Origin of the sequence: Amycolatopsis sp. FDAARGOS 1241 (assembly GCF_016889705.1) — a bacterium.
GTDB lineage: Bacteria > Actinomycetota > Actinomycetes > Mycobacteriales > Pseudonocardiaceae > Amycolatopsis.
The window spans coordinates 6317523-6337283 of record NZ_CP069526.1 but is presented as its reverse complement, the minus strand read 5'-3'; the positions used below and the strand labels follow the sequence as shown (position 1 = coordinate 6337283).

At 71.2% G+C, this 19761-nt stretch carries 17 protein-coding genes and 2 pseudogenes; 13 read left to right on the top strand and 6 right to left on the bottom strand.

Going from position 1 to position 19761, the window contains the following annotated elements:
- Positions 1–68 precede the first annotated feature (68 nt).
- Genes I6J71_RS30975 through mptB form a run of 3 tightly spaced genes read right to left on the bottom strand, consistent with a single transcriptional unit; the run spans position 69 to position 3427 of the window.
- On the bottom strand, positions 69–857 hold the full coding sequence (locus I6J71_RS30975) for an ABC transporter permease (RefSeq protein ID WP_204090092.1): 789 nt from the start codon (positions 855–857) through the stop codon (positions 69–71).
- Positions 854–1780, bottom strand: a complete 927-nt coding sequence (locus I6J71_RS30970; protein ID WP_204090091.1) for an ABC transporter ATP-binding protein — start codon at positions 1778–1780, stop codon at positions 854–856. The genes I6J71_RS30975 and I6J71_RS30970 overlap by 4 nt, the downstream gene beginning before the upstream one ends.
- Positions 1781–1786: 6 nt before the next feature.
- Positions 1787–3427 carry a polyprenol phosphomannose-dependent alpha 1,6 mannosyltransferase MptB gene (gene mptB, locus I6J71_RS30965; RefSeq protein WP_370542235.1) on the bottom strand — a complete coding sequence of 547 codons (1641 nt, stop codon included), beginning with the start codon at positions 3425–3427 and terminating at the stop codon, positions 1787–1789.
- Between the two features lie 134 nt (positions 3428–3561).
- On the opposite strand from mptB, the gene I6J71_RS30960 reads away from it, so the two are divergent.
- From I6J71_RS30960 to lepB, 10 genes are all read left to right on the top strand, one after another.
- The gene (locus tag I6J71_RS30960) at positions 3562–4401 is read left to right on the top strand and encodes a metalloregulator ArsR/SmtB family transcription factor (protein ID WP_204090089.1); all 840 of its coding nucleotides are present in this window, start codon (positions 3562–3564) and stop codon (positions 4399–4401) included.
- Complete coding sequence (gene sufB, locus I6J71_RS30955) at positions 4398–5846, top strand: Fe-S cluster assembly protein SufB (RefSeq protein ID WP_204090088.1); 1449 nt, start codon at positions 4398–4400, stop codon at positions 5844–5846. The genes I6J71_RS30960 and sufB overlap by 4 nt, the downstream gene beginning before the upstream one ends.
- Positions 5847–5848: 2 nt before the next feature.
- The gene (gene sufD / locus I6J71_RS30950) at positions 5849–7021 is read left to right on the top strand and encodes a Fe-S cluster assembly protein SufD (RefSeq protein WP_204090087.1); all 1173 of its coding nucleotides are present in this window, start codon (positions 5849–5851) and stop codon (positions 7019–7021) included.
- A gap of 78 nt (positions 7022–7099) precedes the next feature.
- Positions 7100–7870, top strand: a complete 771-nt coding sequence (sufC, locus tag I6J71_RS30945; protein WP_204090086.1) for a Fe-S cluster assembly ATPase SufC — start codon at positions 7100–7102, stop codon at positions 7868–7870.
- Between the two features lie 46 nt (positions 7871–7916).
- Complete coding sequence (locus I6J71_RS30940; RefSeq protein ID WP_204090085.1) at positions 7917–9230, top strand: cysteine desulfurase; 1314 nt, start codon at positions 7917–7919, stop codon at positions 9228–9230.
- Positions 9227–9676: a Fe-S cluster assembly sulfur transfer protein SufU gene (gene sufU / locus I6J71_RS30935; protein ID WP_204090084.1), complete on the top strand. Its 450-nt coding sequence runs from the start codon at positions 9227–9229 to the stop codon at positions 9674–9676. Before I6J71_RS30940 ends, sufU begins: the two co-directional genes overlap by 4 nt.
- The gene (locus I6J71_RS30930; RefSeq protein WP_204090083.1) at positions 9673–10095 is read left to right on the top strand and encodes a metal-sulfur cluster assembly factor; all 423 of its coding nucleotides are present in this window, start codon (positions 9673–9675) and stop codon (positions 10093–10095) included. The genes sufU and I6J71_RS30930 overlap by 4 nt, the downstream gene beginning before the upstream one ends.
- Positions 10096–11688: 1593 nt before the next feature.
- The gene (locus tag I6J71_RS30925; protein WP_204090082.1) at positions 11689–12102 is read left to right on the top strand and encodes a hypothetical protein; all 414 of its coding nucleotides are present in this window, start codon (positions 11689–11691) and stop codon (positions 12100–12102) included.
- Entirely contained in the window at positions 12099–12434 is a 336-nt protein-coding gene (locus I6J71_RS30920) for a YnfA family protein (RefSeq protein WP_204090081.1), read from the top strand. Before I6J71_RS30925 ends, I6J71_RS30920 begins: the two co-directional genes overlap by 4 nt.
- Before the next feature lie 29 nt (positions 12435–12463).
- Entirely contained in the window at positions 12464–13252 is a 789-nt protein-coding gene (gene lepB, locus I6J71_RS30915) for a signal peptidase I (protein ID WP_204090080.1), read from the top strand.
- On the opposite strand, the gene I6J71_RS51235 is transcribed toward lepB, so the two are convergent.
- Positions 13176–14126 carry an AarF/UbiB family protein gene (locus tag I6J71_RS51235; RefSeq protein ID WP_370541997.1) on the bottom strand — a complete coding sequence of 317 codons (951 nt, stop codon included), beginning with the start codon at positions 14124–14126 and terminating at the stop codon, positions 13176–13178. The genes lepB and I6J71_RS51235 overlap by 77 nt on opposite strands.
- Positions 14127–14144: 18 nt before the next feature.
- Positions 14145–14282, bottom strand: coding sequence for a hypothetical protein (locus tag I6J71_RS51230; protein WP_370541996.1), 138 nt, complete (start codon positions 14280–14282; stop codon positions 14145–14147).
- Positions 14283–15293: 1011 nt separating this feature from the next.
- Between I6J71_RS51230 and I6J71_RS30905 the strand changes: the two genes are divergently transcribed.
- The 3 genes and pseudogenes from I6J71_RS30905 to I6J71_RS30895 form a co-directional block, all read left to right on the top strand.
- Entirely contained in the window at positions 15294–15848 is a 555-nt protein-coding gene (locus I6J71_RS30905) for a snapalysin family zinc-dependent metalloprotease (protein WP_204090079.1), read from the top strand.
- 368 nt (positions 15849–16216) lie between these two features.
- Positions 16217–17314, top strand: a pseudogene (locus I6J71_RS30900) (histidine kinase dimerization/phosphoacceptor domain-containing protein).
- Positions 17218–17809: pseudogene (locus I6J71_RS30895) on the top strand (response regulator); the annotation flags it as partial. The pseudogenes I6J71_RS30900 and I6J71_RS30895, both read left to right, overlap by 97 nt.
- 4 nt (positions 17810–17813) lie before the next feature.
- Here I6J71_RS30895 and I6J71_RS30890 read toward each other — a convergent pair.
- Positions 17814–19493, bottom strand: a complete 1680-nt coding sequence (locus I6J71_RS30890) for a GGDEF domain-containing protein (RefSeq protein WP_204090078.1) — start codon at positions 19491–19493, stop codon at positions 17814–17816.
- Positions 19494–19761: the final 268 nt, after the last annotated feature.

The following is a 19761-nucleotide window of genomic DNA, read 5'->3' as shown; positions in this document are numbered from 1 at the left end:
GCGCGTTATTCCGCGTTTTCTCCCCGCACACCCGGACGCGCTTTTCTCACGCGCCTTTCACGACCGGTTCAGGTGAGTTTCGTGGTGCGCGTCGCAATCAGCCCCGCGACGATCGCCCACACCGCGAGCACGGCCATCGGGCCGGCCGCGAAGTGACCGTCCACCAAGGCCGCGCGCATGCCTTCCGCCAGCGCGCCCGACGGCAGCAGGGAAACGACAACGCCGAGCCCCGTCGGCAGCACCGACGGGGCGAGCAGGATCCCGCCCGCGAGCAGCAGGACGAACCACACGACGTTGGCCAGCGCCAGCACGGCTTCCGCGCGCAGCGCGCCACCCAGCAGCACGCCCAGTGCGCCGAACGCGGCGGTGCCCAGCACCAGCAGCACGATCGCCGCGCCGAGGCCCGCGGCCGACGGCGACCAGCCCAGGAACGCCGCCACCGCACCGATCACCACCGACTGCAGCACGACCACGACGAGCGCCGCGACCAGCCGGCCGGCCACGAGCAGCCAGCGCGGCAGGGCCGTGGCGGACAGGCGCTTCAGCACGCCGTAGCGGCGGTCGAAGCCGAGCGCGATGGCCTGGCCGGTGAACGCCGACGACATCACGGCCAGCGCGAGGATCCGCGGCGTGATCCAGTCCACTTTGGACGCCGAGCCGAGCTGGCTCGCGGGCAGCACGTCGAGCAGGCTCAGGCCGATCAGCAGCGCCAGCGGGATGATCAGCGTGAGCAGGAGCTGTTCGCCGTGGCGCAGCGTCAGCGCGGCCTCCACGCGCGAGTGCGTGCGCAGCATCTTGCCCAGCGAACCGCGGCCCGGTGCCGGGGTGAACGTGCCCGGTGGGAACGTCGTGCTCATGCCCGCAGCTCCCGCCCGGTCAGTTCCAGGAACACCTCTTCGAGCGTGCGGCGCCCGACTTGCAATTCTTCCGGCAGCACACCCTGTTGCGCACACCACGAAGTGACAGTCGACACCACCTGCGGGTCGACGGGTCCTTCGACGAGGTACGAACCGGGCGAAGACTCCGTTACCCGGTAACCCTCGGGCAGGGCCGCCGTGAGCAACGTCGTGTCGAGCCGCGTGCGGGCGCGGAACCGCAATTGCGCCGCGTCGCCGGCTTCCAGGGTGAGCGCGTGGGGCGAGCCCTCCACCACGACCTTGCCGTGGTCCACGATCACGACCTGGTCGGCGAGTGCTTCCGCCTCCTCCATGAGGTGCGTGGTGAGCAGCACGCTGACGCCGTCGGTTTTCAGCGCCGCGAGCAGGTCCCACACCAGGCGCCGCGCCTGCGGGTCCATGCCCGCGGTCGGCTCGTCGAGGAACACCAGCTCCGGGCGCCCGACGAGCGCGCACGCGAGCGAAAGGCGTTGCTGCTGCCCGCCGGAGAGCCGTTTGAACGGCGTGCGCTTCGCGCCGGCCAGACCGAGCACGTCGAGCAGCCACGCGGGATCCAGCGGATTCGCCGCGCACGAGGCGACCAGGCCGAGCATCTCGCCGGCGTGCACGCCCGGGTAGGCACCGCCGCCCTGCGGCATGATGCCGACGCGCGGGCGCAGCCGGGCGCCGTCCTTCACGGGGTCGAGGCCCAGAACCCGGACATTTCCGGCATCAGGCCGGCGGAATCCTTCGCAGACCTCGACGGTGGTCGTCTTGCCCGCGCCGTTGGGCCCGAGCAGGGCGAGCAGCGAGCCGCGCTCCATCCGCAGGTCGAGTCCGTCGACCGCGGTGGTGGAGCCGTAGCTTTTCACCAGGCCGGTGATCTCGACGGCGGGGTTGTCCACAACCAGTCACGATACGACGTCGGTGACGGCGGGCCGTTCCGGGGACGTCCTCGACAACAGCAGCGGGGAGACCCGGCGCACGATCGCGAGCCCGCCGAGGGTCACGACGACGGCCGCGCCGTAGGCCCACGGGAGGATGTAGGCGTGGCCGTCGAAGGAGCTCCCGGTCGGCGGCAGCAGGAACGGGAGTCCGGCGCTGATCACGGTCGCGGCCACGCGGAACCGCGACGTCCCGGCCGCCGCGGCGAGCGGGATCACCGCCCACAGCACGTACCACGGTTGCAGGTTGATCTGGAGGATCATCGCGGCGCCGAGCGCCACGCCGAGGCCGATGATCGGCCGGTAGCGCCACTTGAAGCTGGCCCACAGGAACTTGATCGTGACGAACGCGATCACGAGGTAGCCCAGCGCGCCGATGATGGGTACGAGCGCGTCGGTGTGGTTGCCCAGGCCCAGGGCGATCCCGAGCACGCCGCCGAGGTTCGCGAGCTCGGCGGTGGGCGAGATCCACGAGCGCACCAGGCCCGGGGTGCCGAGCGCGCCGATCCAGCCGAAGCCCAGGCCCGTGCCGTAGCAGACGGCGACGAGCACACCGCCGAACAGCAGCGCCATCGGCACGCCGGCCCACACGAGGTCCTTGACCCGCCCGTGCCAGCGGCGCGCCACCATCACGGCGAAGAACGGCAACGCGAGCAGCGCCGGCACCTTGACCGCGGCCCCGAGGGTGATGGTGGCGACGCCGAGCCCGATGAACAGCAGTTCGCCCTTCGCCAGCGGTGGCGGGGTGTCGCCCTTGATGCGCACGGGCAGGCGCCGGATGCCGACCTCGAGGCCGGCGACCATCAGGCCGATGGCCAGCGCGTCGTTGTGGGCCCCGGCGATGAAGTGGAAGATCAGCAGCGGGTTGGCCGCGCCCAGCCACAGCGCCGTCGCCGGCTGCACGCCGAAGCGGCGCGCCAGCCGCGGCACGGCCCACACGATGAGGACCACGCCGACGAGCGCGAGCGCACGCTGCAGCAGCACGCCGGCCACGATGTTGTTCCCGCCGACCGGCGCGAGCCAGCCGCCGAGGCGCAGCAGCAGCGGCCCGTACGGCGCCGGGGTCTCGCGCCAGATGTTGGCGACCCCCGCGGTGAGCGGGTCGGCGACGCCGAGCGCTGGGGCGGGGCCCAGCTCGTACGGGTCCATGCCGCGGTGCACGATCTCGCTCTGCGCGAGGTAGCTGTACACGTCGCGGGAGAACAGGGGCGGGATGAGCAGCAGCGGTGCCACCCACATCGCGATCGTGCGCGCGAGCTGCCCGCGGCTGGCCAGGCGCGCGCTCGCGGGCCGCGCGAACCGGCCGAGCATGAGCCAGCTCAGCACGAGGATGCCCATCCCGGAGAAGGCGATGGCGAGCGACACCGTCGGCATGCGGGTGAACAGGCGCAGCACCGGCAGGTCCTGCACCGGGTTGATCACGGGCGCGGCACCGGCGCCGAGCGAGCCGAGCGCGAGGAACAGCGAGCCGACCGTGCCGAAGCGGCGGACCACGTCGAGCCCGCGGTGCTCGGCGGCGTCGAGCGGCTGCGGCTCGCGCGGGCGGACGGGTGAGGGCACCGCCGACGGTGGCGCCACGGTCGTCGCCGTGTCGCCGGGTACGCCCACTTCCGGGTCCCGCTGCACGGGGTGCTCACCGACTGCCACGCCACGAAGGGTATCGAGTCCCCGTTGCCGTGACGCGAGTCACTGCCGGACACCCCGCCTTTGCCCATGGGCCGGAAATAAGACACACTTGTGTTGTGAAAAAGAACGGGACCCCGGAAGTGGAGCACGGCGCGCCGCCGCGCGCCGCGGACGTCGGCGTTCCCGTGCAGGTCAGCGTGGCCGAGGGGCGCACGCGCCACGAGGTGGCGCGCCTGCTGCTCGAGCAGGGCCCGATGACCGCCGCGGTGGCCGCCGAGCAGCTGGGCATCAGCCCGACGGCTGTCCGCCGGCACCTCGACGCGTTGGTGGCAGACGGTGAGGCCGACACCCGCGACGCGCCCCGGCGCGGCCCGCGCGGCCGCGGCCGCCCGGCCAAGCTCTTCCTGCTCACCGAGTCGGGCCGTGCCCGGTTCGGCCACGCCTACGACGACCTCGCCGTGTCGGCCATCCGGTTCCTCGCCGAGCACGCCGGCCCCGACGCGGTCCGCGCGTTCGCGGAGAGCCGGGTCGACCGGCTGGTCGGCCCGCACCGCTCGGCCATCACCGGTTCGAGTGATCCCGCGGAGCGCGCCGAGGCCCTGGCCACGGCGCTGACCAGGGAGGGCTACGCTGCGTCGACCCGTCAGGTCGGGGTAGGGGAACAGCTCTGCCAGCACCACTGCCCGGTCGCGCACGTCGCCGCGGAGTTCCCGCAGCTGTGCGAGGCCGAGACCGAGGCGTTCGCCCGCCTGCTCGGCACCCACGTGCAGCGGCTGGCGACGATCGCACGCGGTGACAACGCGTGCACCACACACGTACCCGTCGCACCGTCGGGTACCCCGGCCCTTCCCGAGCCGGACAGCACCAGGCTCCGCGCGACGACCGAGCCGGCCCGGCCGGCTCAGCCGTTCGAGGAGCGCACAGCACGGATCCCGAATGGAGGGAAACCCGCATGACTGCCGCTGCCGAGCAGCGCACTCCCACCACCGCGCCACTGAGCCAGGAAGAGACCATCGAGTCCCTTGGCAAGTACGCGTTCGGCTGGGCCGACTCCGACGAGGCGGGCGCCAGCGCCCGTCGCGGGCTCAACGCGGATGTCGTCAGCGACATCTCCGCGAAGAAGTCCGAGCCGGAGTGGATGCGCGAAGCCCGCTTGAAGGCGCTCAGGCTCTTCGAGCTGAAGCCGATGCCGAACTGGGGGGCCGACCTCTCCGGGATCGACTTCGACAACATCAAGTACTTCGTGCGCTCCACGGAGCAGCAGGCGGCGAGCTGGGACGACCTGCCCGAGGACATCAAGAACACCTACGACAAGCTGGGCATCCCCGAGGCGGAGAAGCAGCGCCTCGTCGCCGGCGTCGCCGCGCAGTACGAGTCCGAGGTCGTGTACCACCAGATCCGCGAGGACCTGGAGGCGCAGGGCGTCCTGTTCCTGGACACCGACACCGCGCTCAAGGAGCACCCGGAGATCTTCCGGGAGTACTTCGGCTCCGTGATCCCGGCCGGGGACAACAAGTTCTCCGCGCTGAACACCGCGGTGTGGTCGGGCGGCTCGTTCATCTACGTGCCCAAGGGCGTCAAGGTGGACATCCCGCTGCAGGCCTACTTCCGGATCAACACCGAGAACATGGGCCAGTTCGAGCGGACCCTGATCATCGTCGACGAAGACGCCTACGTGCACTACGTCGAGGGCTGCACTGCGCCGATCTACCAGTCCGACTCGCTGCACTCCGCGGTCGTGGAGATCATCGTGAAGAAGGGCGGCCGCTGCCGCTACACGACGATCCAGAACTGGTCGAACAACGTCTACAACCTGGTCACCAAGCGCGCCAAGTGCGAAGAGGGCGCGACCATGGAGTGGATCGACGGCAACATCGGCTCCAAGGTCACCATGAAGTACCCGTCGGTGTTCCTCATGGGTGAGCACGCCAAGGGCGAGGTCCTCTCGGTCGCGTTCGCGGGCGAGGGCCAGCACCAGGACGCGGGCGCCAAGATGGAGCACCTCGCGCCGCACACGTCCTCGACGATCGTGTCGAAGTCGGTGGCGCGCGGCGGTGGCCGCACCTCCTACCGCGGCCTCGTGAAGGTCGCGAAGCGGGCGCACCACTCGCGCTCCAGCGTGGTCTGCGACGCGTTGCTGGTCGACACGATCTCGCGCTCGGACACCTACCCCTACGTGGACATCCGCAACGACGAGGTGTCCATGGGCCACGAGGCCACCGTGTCGAAGGTCAGCGAAGAGCAGCTGTTCTACCTGATGTCGCGCGGTCTCGACGAGGCCGAGGCGATGGCGATGATCGTGCGCGGGTTCGTCGAGCCCATCGCGCGTGAGCTGCCGATGGAGTACGCGCTCGAGCTGAACCGCCTGATCGAGCTCCAGATGGAAGGGTCCGTCGGCTAGTCATGTCGGTTACCGAGAACAACGTTTCCGAGGCACTTCGCGAGGGAGCGGTCATCCCGGCCGCCTCCCGCGCGGAGCGCTTCACCTCCTACGACGTCGAGGCCTTCGAGGTCCCCGGCGGCCGTGAGGAGAACTGGCGGTTCACGCCGATGAAGCGGCTGCGCGGCCTGCACGACGGCAGCGCGGTCGCCACCGGCGAGATCACGCTGGAGACCGACGCGGCGCCCGAGCTGAAGATCGAGACCGTCGACCGCGACGACGCCCGCCTCGGCGAGGCCGGCGTGCCGGGTGACCGGATCGCGGCGCAGGCGTACTCGTCCTTCAAGCAGGCCACCGTCGTGACCGTGGCGAAGGAGACCGCCGCGTCGAAGCCGTCGGTGCTGCGGATCCACGGCCCCGGCGAGGGCGAGGTCGCGTATGGGCACCTGCAGGTCCGCGTCGAGGCGTTCGCGCAGGCCGTGGTCGTGCTCGACCACGTCGGCTCGGGCACCTACGCCGACAACATCGAGTTCGTCGTCGGCGATTCGGCGAAGCTCACCGTGGTGAGCGTCCAGGACTGGGCCGACGACGCGGTGCACGTCTCCGAACAGCACCTCAAGCTCGGCCGCGACGCCGCGCTCAAGCACATCGTGATCACCCTGGGCGGTGACCTGGTCCGCATCTCGCCGACGGCGGCCTTCGCCGAGCGCGGCGGTGACGTGGAGATGCTGGGCGTCTACTTCTCCGACGCCGGCCAGCACCAGGAGCACCGGCTGTTCGTGGACCACGCGGTGCCCCACTGCAAGTCGCGCGTGATGTACAAGGGCGCGCTGCAGGGTGGCGATGCGCACAGCGTGTGGATCGGCGACGTGCTGATCCGGGCGGCCGCCGAGGCCACCGACACCTACGAGCTCAACCGGAACCTGGTGCTCACGCCGGGTGCGCGAGCGGACTCGGTGCCGAACCTCGAAATCGAGACCGGTGAGATCGAAGGCGCCGGCCACGCGAGCGCGACGGGAAGGTTCGACGACGAGCAGTTGTTCTACCTGCAGTCGCGCGGGATCGCCGAGGATGCCGCGCGCCGGTTGGTCGTGCGCGGGTTCTTCCACGAGATCCTGGTCAAGATCGACGTGCCCGAGGTGCGTGAGCGTCTGGAGGCGGCGATCGAAGCCGAGCTCGAAGCCGTGGGCGCCTAGCTCGAGGCACTCTTTCCCGCCGAGAGCGAATCGACAGAGCCCCGTCGTCCGTCCGCATAAGACCTTAGGAAACTGAGAATGGCTACCCTGGAAATCAAGGACCTGCACGCCTCGGTGAACACCGAGGAAGGCCCCAAGGAGATCCTGAAGGGCGTCAACCTGACCATCCGGTCGGGCGAGACCCACGCGATCATGGGCCCCAACGGCTCCGGCAAGTCCACCCTGTCCTACGCCATCGCCGGCCACCCCAAGTACGAGGTGACCTCCGGCGAGGTGCTGCTGGACGGCGAGAACGTGCTCGAGATGACCGTGGACGAGCGCGCCCGCGCCGGCCTGTTCCTGGCCATGCAGTACCCGGTCGAGGTGCCCGGCGTCTCGATGTCCAACTTCCTCCGCACCGCGGCCACCGCGGTCCGTGGCGAGGCCCCCAAGCTGCGCCACTGGGTCAAGGAGGTCAAGGACGAGATGGGCAAGCTCGGCATTTCGCAGGAGTTCGCGGACCGCTCGGTCAACGAGGGCTTCTCCGGTGGTGAGAAGAAGCGCCACGAGATCCTGCAGCTGGCGCTGCTCAAGCCGAAGATCGCGATCCTCGACGAGACCGACTCCGGCCTCGACGTCGACGCGCTGCGCGTGGTTTCCGACGGCGTCAACGAGTACAAGAGCAACAGCGAGGTCGGCGTCATGCTGATCACGCACTACACCCGCATCCTCCGGCACATCACCCCGGACTTCGTGCACGTGTTCGCCGGCGGGCGCGTGGTCGAGTCCGGCGGCAAGGAGCTCGCCGACGAGCTGGAGGAGACCGGCTACGTGAAGTACGTGGGCAAGGCCGAGCCCGCGGCGCTCTGAGCCCGCGCACGAGAAGTTCCCGACGACACCGAGAGGAGTTGGCTCGATGACCACCACGGCGAACAGCCCGACCAACTCTGTTCCCCTTGACGTGGCGGCACTGCGTGCCGACTTCCCGATCCTGTCGCGCACCGTGCGCGACGGGAAACCCTTGGTGTACCTGGACTCGGGCGCGACCTCGCAACGGCCGACGCAGGTCCTCGACGCCGAACGCAAGTTCCTCGAGACGTCGAACGCCGCCGTGCACCGCGGCGCGCACCAGCTCGCCGAGGAGGCCACCGACGCCTACGAGTCCGCCCGCGCGCGGATCGCGGAGTTCGTCGGCGCCTCCCCGGAGGAGCTCGTGTTCACGAAGAACGCCACCGAGGGCATCAACCTCGTGGCGTACTCGATGAGCAACGCGGCCACGGCCGGCCCGGAGGCCGAACGCTTCCGCGTCGGTCCCGGCGACGAGATCGTGATCACCGAGATGGAGCACCACGCGAACCTCGTGCCCTGGCAGCAGCTGTGCCAGCGCACCGGGGCGACGCTGAAGTGGTTCAAGGTGACGCCGGAGGGCCGGCTGGACCTGTCGGACCTCGACGAGCTGATCACGCCGCGCACCAAGCTGGTCGCCTTCGTGCACCAGTCCAACGTGCTCGGCACGATCAACCCGGTCGACGTACTCGTGGCGAAGGCGAAGTCGGTCGGCGCGCTGACGCTGCTCGACGCGTGCCAGTCGGTGCCGCACGGCTTGCACGGCCAGGGGGCCGTGGACCTGCGCGCGCTGGACGTGGACTTCGCGGCGTTCTCCGGGCACAAGATGCTCGGCCCCTCCGGGGTCGGCGTGCTCTACGGGCGCAGTGAGCTGCTCGAGGCGATGCCGCCGTTCCTCACCGGCGGGTCGATGATCGAGATGGTCCGCATGGAGGGCTCCACGTGGGCCCCGCCGCCGCAGAAGTTCGAGGCGGGCGTGCCGATGACGTCGCAGGCCGTCGGCCTCGGCGCGGCCGTGGACTACCTCACGGCGGTCGGCATGGACCGCGTCACGGAGCACGAGCACCAGCTCACCGAGCGCGCGCTCGCCGGGGTCGGCGAGATCGACGGGGTGCGGATCATCGGGCCGACGGACCTCGCGGACCGCGGCGGCACGGTGTCGTTCGTGATCGACGGCGTGCACCCGCACGACGCCGGCCAGGTGCTCGACAGCGTGGGTGTGGCCGTGCGCGTCGGCCACCACTGCGCGTGGCCGCTGCACCGGGCGTGCTCGGTGCCGGCGACGGTGCGCGCCACGTTCTACCTGTACAACACGCTGTCCGAAGTGGACGCTCTCGTCGCCGGGATCCGCGAGGCGCAGAAGTTCTTCGGGGTCGCGAAGTGAACCTCGAGAGCATGTACCAGGACATCATCCTGGACCACTACAAGAACCCGCACGGGCGAGGCCTGCGCGACCCGTTCGACGCCGAGTCGTTCCAGGTCAATCCGACCTGCGGCGACGAGGTGACGTTGCGGGTCAAGGTCGATAACGGGAAGGTCAGCGACGTCTCGTACGAGGGGCAGGGCTGCTCGATCAGCCAGGCCTCCACGTCGGTGCTGACCGATCTCGTCGTGGGCCACACCGTGGAGGAGGCGTTCACCACCATGGACGCCTTCGTGGAACTGATGCAGGGCAAGGGCAAGGTCGAGCCCGACGAGGACGTGCTCGAAGACGGCATCGCCTTCGCCGGCGTCGCCAAGTACCCGGCGCGCGTGAAGTGCGCCCTCCTCGGCTGGATGGCGTTCAAGGACGCCGTGGCCCGCACCACCACAGGAGCTGAGAAGGCATGAGCGAAGAGACCGCGGCGCCGGACACCGCCGCGACCCCCGAGCACCGCGAAGGGCGCACCGCCGCCGACCTGCCCGAGCAGGCCGCGCCGGCGGTGCCCGCCGACATCGCCAAGATCGAGGACATCGAAGAGGCGATGCGCGACGTCGTCGACCCGGAGCTCGGGATCAACGTCGTCGACCTCGGCCTGGTGTACGACATCCGCGTGGAGACCGACAACTCCGCCACGCTGGACATGACGCTCACCTCGGCGGCTTGCCCGCTCACCGACGTGATCGAGGACCAGACCTCGGCGGCGCTGAAGTCGGGTGGCCTCGTGAGCGACTTCCGGATCAACTGGGTCTGGATGCCGCCGTGGGGCCCGGAGAAGATCACCGAGGACGGGCGCGAGCAGCTCCGGGCGCTCGGGTTCACCGTTTGAGTCTTTCCGAGGACCGGCCACTCCGCACCGCGCGGGGTGGCCGGTTCTGCACCGGGAGTCGTATAACGCCCTATACGGTCCCGGGTGATTCGGCGTACCGGCGCGCTTCGCGTTCGGCGGCCAACCGGCTCCAGCGCCCGGCAGCCGTGGCCACCGGTGTCCGGAGGGGACCTGCACAGCTGCCAAGCGGGGGAGCCGATGTCGGCCGCGCGCCGTGGCTGATCTGAGCGCGGGGCAGGCTGAGCACTCGCAGGTAAGGCAGCTCGGCGATTCGCTCCGAGTCCAGCACCTCGACCTCGGCGATATCGTGCCGCGTGGGGTTCGGCAGAGCGGCGAACTGCTGCGCCGCCACCGCGCGTGAGCCCGGCGGGTTCGAGACTCCACAACGCTTCCCGGCGAAGGTGGCGGGTCGACTTCACCCGCGCGCGCCTTCACTGCCTCGATCGCCGGCAGGTGATCGAAGCCGCCGGTGATCCGCACGGCGTGGTTCACCACCAGCCTGCGCAGCGCGGGGAAGCCCTCGATCACGCTGAGGCTCACGGTGCCGGGGTCGTTTGAGGGACAGCTCCTGCCCGAGCGGACGGTCGGCGATCTCGGCCGCTGCCGACGCCGGGCCAGTCACCACTTCGCTGTGGCTGCGGAACCCGGTGGTCCGCCAAGCGACCCCGGTCCGCAGGTAAGCCCCGCCGGCGCGGTTGCGCGCGTTTGCCGGCGCGCAGTGCCTCGACGACCTCGCGGAGCATGGCCGTGACCGACGGCGCGACGTAGCGCAGCCCCTCGACGTCCCGCCCGTACTCGGGGATCCGGCCGGCGCGTCCGCCCGGGGCCCGGATCGAGGTCGGCGCACAGGGAGTTCGCTTCGCGGTCGCTGCCGAACGGGAGCCACCAGTCGTTGCGCGACAAGGGTTTCACGAGCCCGAACGGCGGCGGCTCGAACACGACACCGGTATCGGGCACGCTGTCATCGCAGCCGTACGCGCCCGGCGGTCCGCCGGTGTGGTCGGCGACCACCTGGTCCAGCGGATTGACCGAGCGGGGCCCCAGCGGCCCGGTCTCCCGGGATCACCGTCGGCCATGACGTAGAGCGCACGCCGGTTTTCCGCAGCCGGGCACCGAGGAGGCCTTCGGCTGCCGCGAGGTCCGCCTCGGTCTGCCCGGCAGGCCAGGGTGGCGCCTGCCCTTGATCCGCATGCAATGCGCGGCGAACTCCTCACACCGCGCCGTGATCTCCGCGAGCACGGCCGGATTCGTCGGCGCACCGGAGGCTGCGCCGGGTAGCGGAAGTCCTCGTCGAACAAGAGCCGGCCGTCGGCGATCGGCCAGAGCCCACCGCCGGGCGCGAAGGGGTAACTGCGGTCAGCCTGCAGCCGCACTTCGTACGTGCCGGGCCGGGTGTCGTGGAGGGCGCGCATGCCCGCGGCACCGACATCGACCCCGGGGCCCAGCCAGGCGTCGAGGGCCAGTACGCCGCCGGCTGCGCGCACTCGCGGCACAGCGCGGTCGCGAGTTTGTTCGCGATGGCATCAAGATCCATGGCGGTGAACGACTTGCGAAGGTCCGACGAAAACCGGGCGCGGGTGCTATGACTGGGGCATGACCGAACCGGACAACGAGGGAAGACCCCGGCGTGGCCTGGCGATCGCCGCGATCGCGATCGCGGCCGTGAGCTTCGTGCTCGTGGTGTCGACGTGGATCGCGTGGCTGGTGGTGCGGCCGCGGGTGCCGGCGGTGCCCGGGTACTCGATCGTGGCGCAGGTGTTCGTGCTCGCGCTGGGGGCGTTGTTCTTCATCGCGCTGCTGGCCGGGGTGCTGGCGATCGTGCTGGGCCTCGCCGGGGGAGCGCGCGAACGCACCGGTGGCCTCGCGCGCGGGGGTACGCTGCACGGCGCGCTCACGTGCTTGATCGCACTCGTCGGCGCGGTCGCGTTCGCGATCAGTCCCGCGTGGACACCGCTGCGCGTTTCGACCAGCCCGATCGGCTACAGCGATCTCGGCACCGGCTCGTGACCGTCCTGCGGTCGATCCTGCTGTTCATCGCGGCCGCGGTGCTGGAGATCGGCGGCGCGTGGCTCGTGTGGCAGGGCGTGCGCGAGCACCGCGGCTGGGCGTGGATCGGCGGCGGGCTCGTCGCGCTCGGGCTCTACGGGTTCGTCGCCACGCTCCAGCCCGACGCCCACTTCGGCCGCATCCTCGCCGCGTACGGCGGGGTCTTCGTCGCCGGGTCGCTGGCCTGGGGGATGGTCGCCGACGGCTACCGGCCCGACCGCTTCGACGTGATCGGAGCGCTGCTGTGCCTGGTCGGCGTCGCCGTCATCATGTACGCGCCGCGCGGGGGGTAACGCCGCAGGGGCCGGCCCGATAGACGAGCGTGACCGACTTCCCGGCGCCCCCCGCGGCGCAGCCTCGCAAGCGGCGGTTTTCGCCGCTCCTGGCGCTTTTCGTGGTGTTCGTCGTGGCCGGTGCCGCGCTCGCGGCGACCGGGGTGGCCAAGGTCCTCGGGTACGGCATGGTGACCGTGCACGGAGCCTCCATGGGCACCACGATCCGGTCCGGCGACTCCGTGGTTTTCGACTGGGCCGCGAGAAGCGAGATCCACCGCGGCGACCTGGTTGTGTTCCAGGCCGACGCGTTGCCCGGCATGCCCCAAGGTGCGCGTCTGCTCAAGCGCGTGATCGGGGTCGGTGGCGACCGGTTGTCCTGCTGCGGCCCCGACGACCGGCTGGAGGTGGACGGCAAGGCTGTCACCGAGCCCTACCTCGATCCGAAGGAGTCCGCGGCGGCCGGCGCCGCGGTGGAGTTCAGCGCCCGGGTTCCGCCGGGTTCGATCTTCGTGGCGGGCGACACCCGCGCCGTCTCGAACGACTCCCGCTTCTACGCCGACTCGCCCGGCGGTGGCGCCATCCCGTTGTCCAAGGTGGACGGTGTGGTCGTGGCGAAAGGTACCCTCTTCTCGTCTGAGCCCGTCCAACCCACGACGGCGTTCACCGACACGGGGCTGCCCGGAGAATCCACAGAGGACACCGGACTGCCGAACGGCCGCTACCTGGCCGCAGGCGGTGCTGCGTTGTTCCTGCTCGGGTTCATCGGCGCGATCGTGACCGTCGTGCGGTCCGCCGGAAGACGACGAAGAGCAGCCGCGGGCCCAGCAGTGCGCTGATCACGAAGAGGTTGTAGCCGAAGACCTGGTTGAGCGTGAGGTCCGGCAGCAGCCGCGGGCTGCCCGAGCTGCCGAGAAGCAGTACGGCCATGAGGCCGGTCGCGATCCCGGCGAACGCCGGCAGCACCTCGTGTGCGAGGCCGGTGACGAGGTCGCGGTCGCGTTCGCGTTGGTCGGAGAACAGCCGCACGTTGACCGAAAGCCTGCCCTGTTCGAGTGCCGGGCCGATCCGGTCGACGCGGCGGCGGAGCCGGCGCAGCACGCGCAGCAGTGCCGGGACGTCGTCGGTCACGGCTGGTCGCAGCGTGCCCGGGTGCAGCTGCGCGCCCGTCCGCGCCGCGGCGAAGGCACGGGTCTCGGCCACCACGTCGAAGCCGGGTGTGAGCGCGGCCAGCGTGCCGTCCGCCGTGGCCAGTGACCGGAACACCGCGGCGATGGGCGGGGGCACGCTGGGCCTGAAGTCGGCGACGACGCGGGACAGTCGCCGAACAGGTAGAACCGGTGCGCGGCCCGGCCCGAACTGGCGGGCGAGCAGGGCGCCGAGTGCGCGTTCGAGCCGCTCATCGATCTCCTCGGTGCGGTCGACGACCTCCAGCAGGCTGTCGCGCAGCCCGGCCGGGCCTCCGCAGTCCAGGGCGAGCAGCGGGTTCTGCCGCCCGGCGCGCAGACCCGCGTCGAGGCGGCCGACGGAGCCGAAGTCGATCAGCCCAAGGGTGCCGTCGTCGAGGAGCAGCACGGTGCCGGGGTGCGGGTCGGCGTGGCAGACGCCGCCGATCAGCACCTGGTCGAGCGGACAACCCAGCAACGATCGCGCGAGCCCCTCGCGGTCACCGGGCGCTCCTGTCGACAGCGGCTTGCCGTCGAGGCGGCGCATCACCAGCGCGCGCTCCCTTTACAGTGCTTTGTGGACGGTGGGCAGCGTGACCCCGTTCGTCGGCTGAGCGGACACGGCCTCGATGTTCGCCGCCGCCACGCGGAAGTCCAGCTCCTCGGCCAGTGCTTCGGCGAACCCGTCGGCGAGCTGCACCACGCCGAGCGATCAGGCCCACGGCGCCCGCTCGTCGAGCACGGTGGCGAGGTGCCGCACGAGGTCGACGTCGCGTTCGGCCCGCGCACGGATCCCGGGCCGTTGCACTTCACCACGACCTCGGCGCCGGAGGGCAGCCGCGCCCCGTACACCTGGGCGATGGACGCGGTGGCGATCGGTTCCGGGTCGAACTCGGCGAACAGTCCTCCGGGTCCGCGCCGAGTTCGTCGCGCAGCACGGCGCGGACCTCGTCGGCAGGTGCCGGTGCCACGGGGTCCTGCAGCAGGCTGAGCTCGTGCACGAACGCCGGCGGCAGCAGGTCGGCGCGCGTCGAGAGCAGCTGGCCGAGTTCACGAACGTCACGCCGCCCTCCTCGAGCGCGCAGCGACCGCGCGAGTTTGGCGTGGTGGCCGGGCCCGAGGTCGGCGTCGCGGCGCCCGGCGAGGTACCCGCCGAGGCCGTGGCGGATGGCGATGTGCGTGATCCGTGAGTAGCGCCGCGCGCGGTCGATCCGGGCGCGCACCGACCGCAGCTGGCCGAACAGGCCCAGTCCGGTCCCCGATGGCACCGCGAGTTCCGCGACGAACAGGAAGAGCAGCGTCGCGGCGAACGCGCACCCGGCCAGGGGGACGAGCAATCCGGCGGCGGCGCCGGCATCGGTCAGGACCACGAGCGGGAACGCCCGCACCACCAGGCCGCCGACTAGCCAGCCGAACACCGCGCCGCACAACGCGCGGAAGTACCCGATGTGCACGCCGAGCACCCGTCGTGACGCGGTGACCAGCGGCTACAGACGAAGACGTAGGCGAAGAGACCGACGAGTCAGCGTGTCCACGAACACGAGAACACCAGGCCAGGCGCCGTGGCGCGGCCAGCCGCGGGGTGATCGCGCTCCCCCTCGGGAGTGAGCGCGATAACGGACAGTGCCGGGTCACCTACTTTCGGACGTGGCCGCCCGGTTGGTGAACTCCTAACGTCGGGGCCGTCGGACATCGATGGGTGAAGGAGACGAGGATGAAGGCACGCGTGTTCGGCCGGGTCGCGGCGGTGGCGGTGGCCGTGGTGGCGCCGTTCGGGGTGGGCCTGGTCGCAGCGCCCGGCGCGTCGGCGGTCGCGGTGACGACGGTGTACTACACGTCGAGCGGGGCGCCGGATTTCGTGACGCAGATCGATCAGGGCGCGGCGAATTGGAACGCCGCGGTGTCCGATGTGAGGCTGGTGAAGAAGGCTTCTGGTGGCACGGTGGTGTTCCACGAGATTCACCGCGGGGGGTCGTACACGCAGACCGACGGACATGGGAACGGGGATGTTTATCTGGATACCTCTCAGGTGGCGGAAGGGTTTGATCCGACTCGGATCGCGGCGCACGAGTTGGGGCACAATCTGGGGCTTCCCGATGACTACGAGGGGCCGTGTTCGGAGTTGATGTCGGGGCATGGGCCGGGGACTTCGTGCACGAACGCGAAGCCCAGTGCGGAGGAGGCCGCGAAGGTGGAGCAGTTGTGGGAGAACGGGTTTCGGGGGGAAGTCCGGGAGAGGGGGACGCGGGTGACTTCGGCGGTGTATTGATTCGTGGTGTGCGGATTGAGGCTTTCGGGTGCGGTTTTGGAGAGCGCAGGGGGTGCGGGAAGGCGCCCCGAAGCTTGATCGTGACTGTGTGGCGGCTTCGTGTCGGGGCGGGGGTGGGCGTTCCCGCGGGTTTCGTAGTCGGCCGGCGGTTTGGCGCCGCTTGGTGGGGGTGTCGCTGAAACGTCTAGCCGGCGCGGCCCGTCGCGGCACAACCGCCGACCGCTGGCGTGAAAGCCGCCGAGACGCCCCCTGCAACACAAACCGCCAGCCGACTTCGAAGCACGCGCAAACCCCAGCCGTCCCTCGACTGCCGCTCTCGAGGGAGGCGGAGTCGGGGGCGGGACTGCGAGGATCGTGCCGTACGGGTGTTGCGGCCGGTGGTGAGCGGGGTGACCTACCGGAGGTGGGTGTACCTGATCCTGGGCGGCGCGATCAGCGTGCCCTACCTGCTGTTCGCGGCGGTGGCGGTGCCGGCCCTGGCGTCTTTCGTGACGTCGGTGGGGTGGGCGTTCGCGGTGGGCGTCGTGGCGACGCTGGTGGTGCTGGGGCGACGTCGCTGTTGCCGGCGGTGCGCAGGCGGCAGCCGTGCGGGAGCTGCTGGGGGAGGTGGCAGCGGGGTCGGCCGTGAGCTTGCGGGCGCGGGTGCGGTGCAGCGTCGTGTTCTCGGTCCACGTGGGTTGGCGCGGTGGTGAGCACGGTGACGCTCGCGGTGCCCGTCGGGTTCGGGTTCGCGGTGAGCGCGGTGTTCTCCGGCAAGCTGGTGGACAACAGGACGCACTCCGTGACCGTGCCGAAGGGGTGGCCGTCGGTGTGGTTGCCTGCGGTGTTCGTCGGTGCGTTCGTGCTGCTGAGCTACGTGGTGTGGGGCCTCGGTGGGCTGCCTCGGTGGGCTGCTGCGGCGGATCGCGGGGACGCTGCTGGGGATGTCGGGGGCCGAGCGGATCACGCAGCTGGAACGGCGGACCGAGCAGCTGGCGGAGGGCACCCGGCTGTTGCGCGAGCTGCACGACTCCGTCGGGCACGCGCTGTCCGTCGTCACGGTGCAACCGGGAGCGGCGCGCCGGACGTTGCGGGGCGATCCGGGCTTCACCGAGCAGGCGCTGACCGCGATCGAGGAGTCGGCGCGGACGGCGCTCGAAGACCTGGACCACGTGCTCGGGCTGTTGCGCCGCGCGGACGTGCGGGTCCGCTACGCCGGGAAGGTGCCGGTCACCGTGGCCGTTTCGATCGCGCCGGGCGAGCTGTGCGTGAAGGTGCTGAATCCGCTGGGCACGGCGCGCGCGTCGCGGCCACGGGGCGGGCGCGGGCTGCGCGGGATGGCCGAGCGCGCCGAACTGCTGAGGGGCAAGCTGTCGGCCGGACCGGCGGGGTCGACGCCGAGCCGGACGTCCCCGTCGTCGGCGAGGCGGCCGACGGCGCGGAGGTGCCGGGCCTGGTGTCGCGGCTGCGCCCTGACGTGGTGCTGATGGACGTGCGCATGCCCGCCGTCGACGGGAGTCGCGCGACCGAGCAGCTGTTGTCCACTGTGGACGAGCCGCCCAAGGTGATCGTGGTGACCACGTTCGAAAACGACGACTACGTGTACGACGCGCTGCTCGCCGGCGCCAGCGGCTTCCTGCTCAAGCGCGCACACCCCGAGGAGATCGTGGCGGGGCTGCGCACCGTCGTCGCGGGTGAGTCGCTGCTGTTCCCGGCCGCCATCCGCCGCCTCGCCCGCCCAGCACGCCCGCGCCACCCCGCGCGACGGCCTCGCCGCGGCCGGCCCCACCGACCGCGAACGCGAGGTCCTGCGTCTGGTTGCCGCCGGCCTGCCCAACACCGAGATCGCCCAGGAGCTGTACCTGGGGCTCCAAACGGTCAAACCCACGTCGGCAACGTCCTCGCCAAGCTCGGCGCGCGCGACCGCACGCAGGGCCGCGATCCGGGCCTACGAGTCGGGTTTCGTGACGCCGGGCAGCTGACCGCTCAGGCCGACCGGCTGACCGCCACGTCGCGGCCGATGCCGCGGAGCACCTCGACGCGGTCGGTGCCCGGGCGGGACAGGACCCAGCTCGAGCCGGGGACGGCTTTGGCGCGTTTCTTCAGCGGGGCGAGCAGGCGGGAGGCCTCGCGGTACGAGCCGATCGCCCCGCTGCCGCACACGAGCGTCGCCAGCGACACGGTGACGGGCATGCCCTCGGCGGACCAGTGGGTGTCCAGCAGGCCCGCGGCGACGGTGCCGATCTCGTCGACGTCGCAGACGATCAGGAAGTCGTCTCCGCCGACGTGGGAGACGCGCATGCGCGGGAGGCGGCGGGTGAGGCCCGTCAGGGTCTCGCCGAGGGCGCGGATGAGGTCGTCGCCCGCGGCGAAGCCGGCGTTGTCGTTGACGGACTTGAACGAGTCGACGTCGAGCCACCCCGCGACGAACTGCTCGCCGGTCGAGATGCGGCGCTCGACGTCGCGGGCCACGACCTCGCTACCCGGCAGCCGGGTGAGCGGGTTCAGCGTGACCGCTTCCTCGACCTTGGCCTCGGCGACCCCACGCACCACCTCGGTCACCAGCACCACGCCGAGCGCGCGCCCCGCGCCGTCGACCACCACGACGTCGTCGCCGGTGCGCCCCCAGTCGGCGTCGGTGACCAGTTCGAGGAACTCCAGTGCGCTCGCCGTCGCCTCGATCGTGTGCGGTTTGTCCGCCAGGCGCTCGGCCGGGCGTTTGGCGTGCAGGGCGTGACCGTACGGCCCGGTCACGGCCACGAGGAACCGGGTCCGATCCACCGACCACTGTGGACGGTTGTGCTCGTCGACGCCGACCACGCCGGTCGGGGCGTCGGCCGCCGCCAGTACCTCGCGGACGTCGTCGCAGGTCGCTTGGGCCGGCAGGGTCGTCGCGGGCCGCAGGAAGTCGCCGACGCGGGGCACCTGCGGCGGGGCGGGGGAGCGGCGGTCGTCGGGGACCAGCGCCCCGGCCGACGCCGCGCTGCGGTGCGCAGCCGGCGGCGCCAGCAGGTTGCCTTGCGCGATCCGGACGCCGAGCCCCTGCGCCGCGTCGAGCTGCGGGCCGGTCTCGATGCCGGTCGCGACCAGCCGGATGCCGGTGCGGGTCGTGTAGTGCAGCAGCGACTCGACCACCGCGACCGCGCCCGGGTCGTCCGGCAGGCCGCGCAGCACGCTGCGGTCCAGCTTCACCAGGTCCACGGGCGCTTGCACGAGCAGTGCGAGCGGCAGGTCGCCCCGGCCGAGGCCGTCGAGCGCCAGCCGGAAACCCAACTCGGTCAACGCGCGCATACCGGCCAGCAGCCGGTCGGCGGGCAGGTGCGTGAACGGCGGCCCGATCTCCAGCACGACGTCGCGCGTGCGGCGGCCCGCGGCGCCCAGCTCGGAGATCAGCTCGTCGAACGCGGCGGGACCGGACGCGAGCGTGCGGGCGGAGACGTTCAGGTGCAGCGGCAGCGCGCTGGGCCGCTCGGCCTCCTGGCGCACGGCGGCCGCCGCGAGCCCGAGGTCGACCTCGGCGAGCCGGCCGGCGCGGCGCGCGTCGGCGAGCAGCTCGTGGGCCGTGCCCTTACCGGGGCGGGCGAGCGCTTCGTACGCGACAACGCCGCCGGTGTGCAAGCTGTACATCGGCTGGAAGGCGAACCGGACCGCACGGGGCGTCGTCACGACGGAGATCGTCGCATCCTCTCGCGCGGAAACGAAACCGTTGTCAGCAGATGTTCACCGCGCCGGAACCTGAGTTACCTGAATCGGAGTAACGAAATCGGTAGGGCTCACTCCTTCGGGATGGATTCCGCGAGCCGGTCGGAGGTGTGAAAACTCCCGTCACCGCACTCCGGAGTTCGTGAGTGTGCACAGTGCGTGTCGGTGTGGATCACGCCAGTGACCAGCGCCGAGTGCCTCGCCGACCTTGATCGTTTCAACCGAAGAAGAG

Bases quoted from the DNA above. Each gene is read 5' to 3' on its own strand.
- I6J71_RS30975 (WP_204090092.1), bottom strand. From the start codon at position 857: ATGAGCACGACGTTCCCACCGGGCACGTTCACCCCGGCACCGGGCCGC.
- sufB (WP_204090088.1), top strand. From the start codon at position 4,398: ATGACTGCCGCTGCCGAGCAGCGCACTCCCACCACCGCGCCACTGAGC.
- sufD (WP_204090087.1), top strand. From the start codon at position 5,849: ATGTCGGTTACCGAGAACAACGTTTCCGAGGCACTTCGCGAGGGAGCG.
- sufC (WP_204090086.1), top strand. From the start codon at position 7,100: ATGGCTACCCTGGAAATCAAGGACCTGCACGCCTCGGTGAACACCGAG.
- I6J71_RS30940 (WP_204090085.1), top strand. From the start codon at position 7,917: ATGACCACCACGGCGAACAGCCCGACCAACTCTGTTCCCCTTGACGTG.
- I6J71_RS30930 (WP_204090083.1), top strand. From the start codon at position 9,673: ATGAGCGAAGAGACCGCGGCGCCGGACACCGCCGCGACCCCCGAGCAC.
- I6J71_RS30925 (WP_204090082.1), top strand. From the start codon at position 11,689: ATGACCGAACCGGACAACGAGGGAAGACCCCGGCGTGGCCTGGCGATC.
- I6J71_RS51235 (WP_370541997.1), bottom strand. From the start codon at position 14,126: ATGCGCCGCCTCGACGGCAAGCCGCTGTCGACAGGAGCGCCCGGTGAC.
- I6J71_RS30905 (WP_204090079.1), top strand. From the start codon at position 15,294: ATGAAGGCACGCGTGTTCGGCCGGGTCGCGGCGGTGGCGGTGGCCGTG.